The sequence below is a fragment of the Streptomyces sp. MnatMP-M17 genome (genome assembly GCF_900091995.1).
Taxonomy (GTDB): Bacteria; Actinomycetota; Actinomycetes; order Streptomycetales; family Streptomycetaceae; genus Streptomyces.
Window position 1 is genome coordinate 1 of sequence record NZ_FMDK01001221.1, and the last position, 4,571, is coordinate 4,571.

The window sequence follows — 4,571 nt, forward strand, 5'->3', positions numbered from 1 at the left end:
GGTCCGGCCCGCCGCCGTGGCAAGTACCTCTGGCTGCCGCTCGCCGACACGGACACCGCTGTCCTCGGCCATCTCGGGATGAGCGGCCAGCTTCTCGTCCGGCCCCAGGACGCGCCCGACGAGAAGCATCTGCGGATCCGTGTCCGCTTCGCCGACACGCTCGGCACGGAGCTGCGCTTCGTCGACCAGCGGACCTTCGGCGGTCTCTCGCTCCACGAGACCACTCCCGACGGACTGCCGGACGTCATCGCGCATATCGCCAGGGATCCGCTCGACCCGGCCTTCGTGGACGACGACTTCCACACCGCGCTGCGGCTGCGCCGTACCACGGTCAAGCGCGCACTGCTCGACCAGTCACTGATCAGCGGCGTCGGCAATATCTACGCTGACGAGGCGCTCTGGCGCGCCAAGGTCCACTACGAACGGCCCACGGCCACCTTCACCCGGCCGCGCTCCGCCGAGCTGCTCGGTCATGTACGGGATGTGATGAACGAGGCGCTCGCGGTCGGCGGCACCAGCTTCGACAGTCTGTACGTCAATGTGAACGGCGAATCGGGTTACTTCGACCGGTCGCTGGACGCGTACGGACGTGAGGGCGAGCCGTGCCGGCGGTGCGGGACGCCGATCCGCCGCCGGCCGTGGATGAACCGTTCCAGCTACTTCTGCCCGCGCTGTCAGAGGCCGCCGCGCGTCGTTTCGTAGCGCTCGCGCGGCGTGTCGTACCGCTCCCGGGCTGCTAGCACCTCGGGCATACGCTCCTCGACCAGCCGGATGAGACCGAGCAGCCGCCCGGCGATCTCCCGTCCCAGCGGTGTCAGCTCGTAGTCCACCCGCGGCGGATTGACCGCCTGCGCGTCACGGCGCACCAGACCGTCCCGCTCCAGGGCGTGCAGCGTCTGCGAGAGCATCTTCTCGCTCACGCCGTCGACGCGCCGCCGCAGTTCGTTGAAGCGGCAGCCGCTCTCGTACAGGGCGCCGAGCGTCAGAGCGCCCCAGCGGCCCGTCGCATGCTCCAGCGTGGAGCGCGAAGGGCACTGCCGGGAGAACGCATCGAAGGCGGGACCGTCCATGGCGGTCACCCTACAACCGAAAGCGCCACCCGACAGGTGGCGCTTTCTGATGGTTAGTGACTTCCCGGGCGTCCTGGGAGTCCCGGGCGTCCGGACGCGGTCTAGAAGCCGAAGTCCTGTGTCCACCAAGGGCCGCCGGAGCCGTTGTGCACACCGACGCCGAGCCTGGTGTAGTCGCAGTTCAGTATGTTCGCGCGATGGCCCTCGCTGTTCATCCAGGAGTCCATCACCGCCTGGGCCGTGGCCTGCCCGCGGGCTATGTTCTCGCCGCCCAGGCCCTTGACGCCCGCCGTGTCGGCGCGGTCCCAGGGCGTCCGGCCGTCCGGATCGGTGTGGTCGAAGAAGCCGCGCGCCGCCATGTCCTCGCTGAAGTCCTGCGCCAGCGCGCCCAGACTCGCGTCGGCCCGTACCGGCGCGCATCCGGCCTTCGCGCGCTCCTGGTTGACCAGACCGAGCACGGCCGCCGCGGTGGACGTCGGCGCCGCGGGCGTCGCGACGGCGCGTTCCGTGGTCTGCTCGGGCGCCGGAGTCAGGCTGACGAACGGCGAGGCGCTCTGCTCCACGGGCTCGTCGGCCTCGGTCTTCGGCGGCGCGGGCGCGGTGGTCTTCGTGCGCTGCTTCGGCACCCCGGACGGCTTCGCGGCGCCGGTGGGAGAGGCCTGCTTCGAGGCGGACTTCGGCTGTCCGGCGGACGCGGTGGGGGAGGCCGGAGCCTCGCGCGTCGGCTCGGCGGACGAGCCGCCCTGCTCCTCCAGCTCCGGAGCGCCCTCGGTGCGTATCTGCCCGTCGGGAGCGCTGCCGCCCACGGTGTACACGCCGCCGCCCGGCAGCAGTCCGGACGCCACGGCGACCGCGCCCACGGCCATCGCCGCGGAGGCGCCCAGCAGGCCCGTACGGATGGGAGCGACGACCCGTCCCTTCCTGCGCGGAGCGCCCCGGTGCCGGGCCGCCGTACCGTCGTACTCCTCGGTGGCGGGCCTGGCCGCCGGCGCGGCGGCGGGTGCGGCGGAGCGTCGATGGCGTCCCATCTGCTGTGCCTTCCTCATGCTTCTCGACGGCAACGTGTCTCACCCGTTCGAGTGAGGCTCATTGCGACGGGACTGTACGGCATGACGTCTGGGGCCGCCGGGGCTAGTGAGCAATTGGCTGGTTGGCTTACGCGCATGACAGAACGCATGACAGAGCGCGTGACCGAAGAGGTACGACTGACGGCCTGGGTGCGCGGCCGGGTACAGGGAGTGGGATTCCGCTGGTTCACCAGGGCGAACGCGCTGGAGATCGGTGGGCTCAGCGGTTTCGCGGTGAATCTGGACGACGGCCGGGTCCAGATCGTCGCCGAGGGACCACGTGAGAATTGCCACCGTCTGCTGGAGTGGCTGCGCTCGCCCGACACACCCGGGCGCGTAGACGGAGTGACTGAGATCTGGGACACCCCGCGCGGTGGCTACGAGAGCTTCGCGATCCGCTGAGCGTCCCGCTCCGAGGAGCCGTCCGCGAGCCCTCCACAGGCCCGGGGCGCCCGCCCAAGCCCGCGATGACCTGGTGGTTGCCAAGAACGGCGGACCGTGTCAGGCTGCCCGATTAACGATGATCCCCCAGCCCTCCGGGCGCCGCGGGAGAGCCGGTGCCGCGCATGCCGCGGCCGTGTGCCCCGGGCGGCCCGTCGGCACGGGCTGTGATCGTGTTGACCGTCAAACTTTTTGGTGAGAGTCTGGAATCCCCGCGCACCTCAGCTGTTTGGCAGTAAAGAACCGCAGTGAAGAACAAGCACTGCCAGGCACCGCGGGTGCGATTTCCCTCACGACCCACACCGCATCCGGTCGGTCACTCAGTGTGGAGGACCATCCATCATGGCAAAGGCGCTTCTCGGTTATGTCGGCGGTTCCGACCCGCGACTCCTCGCCGAGATGCGACGGCTTCAGCAGCGCGTACAGGACCTCGAATCCGAACTCGTACGGATTCAGTCCGAGAACGACGCGCTGAACGACGCCGTCGCACAGCACCCTCGAGAGTCGCTGCTCGACGGCATCGACATTGATGTTCACCAGGCGGAGCCCGCGCTCACCTGACGACAGCCCCCTCGGGGTCGGGTGAGAAACACTCTCGCAAGAATATGCAAGGGACGCTTCGGCGTCCCTTCTTTCTTTCCATCTTCCGCTGTACGAACCATGGTTGGCGCCGCAACGACTTTCTTAACGTCTGATGTGCCCTGCGCGTTCCGCGGTGAAACCGGCAGCGGACGATCGGGGCGGGGTAGAGTCCAGCGGCGTGCATCTCAAGGCCATGACCCTGCGCGGGTTCAAATCCTTCGCCTCCGCCACGACGCTGCGCTTCGAGCCCGGAATCACCTGTGTCGTCGGGCCGAACGGCTCCGGCAAGTCCAATGTGGTGGACGCGCTCTCCTGGGTCATGGGCGAGCAGGGGGCCAAGTCGCTGCGCGGCGGCAAGATGGAAGATGTGATCTTCGCCGGGACGACCGGCCGGCCGCCGCTCGGGCGCGCGGAGGTCTCGCTCACCATCGACAATTCCGACGGTGCGCTGCCCATCGACTACGCGGAAGTCACGATCACGCGGATCATGTTCCGCAACGGAGGCAGTGAGTACCAGCTCAACGGCGACACCTGCCGGCTGCTGGACATCCAGGAACTGCTCTCCGACTCCGGTATCGGCCGTGAGATGCATGTGATCGTCGGACAGGGCCAGCTCGACTCCGTACTGCACGCCGATCCGACCGGGCGCCGGGCCTTTATCGAGGAGGCGGCCGGTGTTCTCAAGCACCGCAAGCGCAAGGAGAAGGCGCTGCGGAAGCTGGACGCGATGCAGGCGAATCTCGCCAGGGTCCAGGACCTCACCGACGAGCTGCGCCGTCAGCTCAAACCGCTCGGGCGGCAGGCCGCGGTCGCCCGCAGGGCCGCCGTCATACAGGCCGATCTGCGCGACGCGCGGCTGCGGCTGCTCGCCGACGATCTGGTGCGGCTGCGCGAGGCGCTCCGTACGGAGATCGCGGACGAGGCCGAGCTGAAGCAGCGCAAGGAGGACGCGGAGCGCAGGCTCAGAGCGGCGCTCACACGGGAGGCGGAGCTGGAGGAGGAGGTACGGCGGCTGGCACCACGGCTCCAGCGGGCCCAGCAGACCTGGTACGAGCTGTCCCAGCTCGCGGAGCGGGTGCGCGGTACGGTCTCGCTGGCCGACGCCCGGGTGAAGAGCGCGACCACGGCGCCCACGGAGGAGCCGCGTGGGCGCGATCCCGAGGACATGGAGCGCGAGGCGGCCCGGATCCGTGAGCAGGAGGCGGAGCTGGAGGCCGCGCTGGAGGCGGCGGAGCACGCGCGGGAGGACACCGTCGCGCACCGCGCCGAGCTGGAACGCGAGCTGGCGGCGGAGGAGCGCAGGCTCAAGGACGCCGCACGGGCGATCGCCGACCGGCGCGAGGGCCTCGCCCGGCTGACCGGCCAGGTCAACGCGGCGCGCAGCAGGGCTGCCTCGGCCCAGGCGGAGATC

6 protein-coding genes are annotated in these 4,571 nt (G+C 69.8%); 4 read left to right on the top strand and 2 right to left on the bottom strand.

The window, feature by feature from the left end; all coding sequences use genetic code 11:
• The coding region (gene mutM, locus GA0115259_RS38000; protein WP_107469427.1) for a bifunctional DNA-formamidopyrimidine glycosylase/DNA-(apurinic or apyrimidinic site) lyase at positions 1 to 702 on the top strand (702 nt) is incomplete at its 5' end.
• On the opposite strand, the gene GA0115259_RS38005 is transcribed toward mutM, so the two are convergent.
• Together GA0115259_RS38005 and GA0115259_RS38010 are read right to left on the bottom strand one after the other, a co-directional pair.
• Positions 675 to 1,070 (bottom strand): winged helix-turn-helix transcriptional regulator, encoded by a 396-nt coding sequence (locus GA0115259_RS38005; protein ID WP_093605172.1) that lies wholly within the window; start codon positions 1,068 to 1,070, stop codon positions 675 to 677. The genes mutM and GA0115259_RS38005 overlap by 28 nt on opposite strands.
• A gap of 101 nt (positions 1,071 to 1,171) precedes the next feature.
• Positions 1,172 to 2,098 carry a CAP domain-containing protein gene (locus GA0115259_RS38010; protein ID WP_093605174.1) on the bottom strand — a complete coding sequence of 309 codons (927 nt, stop codon included), beginning with the start codon at positions 2,096 to 2,098 and terminating at the stop codon, positions 1,172 to 1,174.
• Positions 2,099 to 2,257: 159 nt separating this feature from the next.
• Between GA0115259_RS38010 and GA0115259_RS38015 the strand changes: the two genes are divergently transcribed.
• The 3 genes from GA0115259_RS38015 to GA0115259_RS38025 all read left to right on the top strand — a co-directional run.
• Positions 2,258 to 2,539, top strand: coding sequence for an acylphosphatase (locus GA0115259_RS38015; RefSeq protein ID WP_093605178.1), 282 nt, complete (start codon positions 2,258 to 2,260; stop codon positions 2,537 to 2,539).
• A gap of 381 nt (positions 2,540 to 2,920) precedes the next feature.
• Entirely contained in the window at positions 2,921 to 3,139 is a 219-nt protein-coding gene (locus GA0115259_RS38020) for a hypothetical protein (protein WP_093605176.1), read from the top strand.
• A 199-nt stretch (positions 3,140 to 3,338) separates the two neighbouring features.
• Positions 3,339 to 4,571: chromosome segregation SMC family protein (locus GA0115259_RS38025; RefSeq protein ID WP_161230628.1), on the top strand; the 1,233-nt coding region annotated here is incomplete at its 3' end.

What these genes read in the sequence shown, in the direction of transcription:
- GA0115259_RS38005 (WP_093605172.1), bottom strand. Translation starts at nt 1,070, where the DNA reads ATGGACGGTCCCGCCTTCGATGCGTTCTCCCGGCAGTGCCCTTCGCGC.
- GA0115259_RS38010 (WP_093605174.1), bottom strand. Translation starts at nt 2,098, where the DNA reads ATGGGACGCCATCGACGCTCCGCCGCACCCGCCGCCGCGCCGGCGGCC.
- GA0115259_RS38020 (WP_093605176.1), top strand. Translation starts at nt 2,921, where the DNA reads ATGGCAAAGGCGCTTCTCGGTTATGTCGGCGGTTCCGACCCGCGACTC.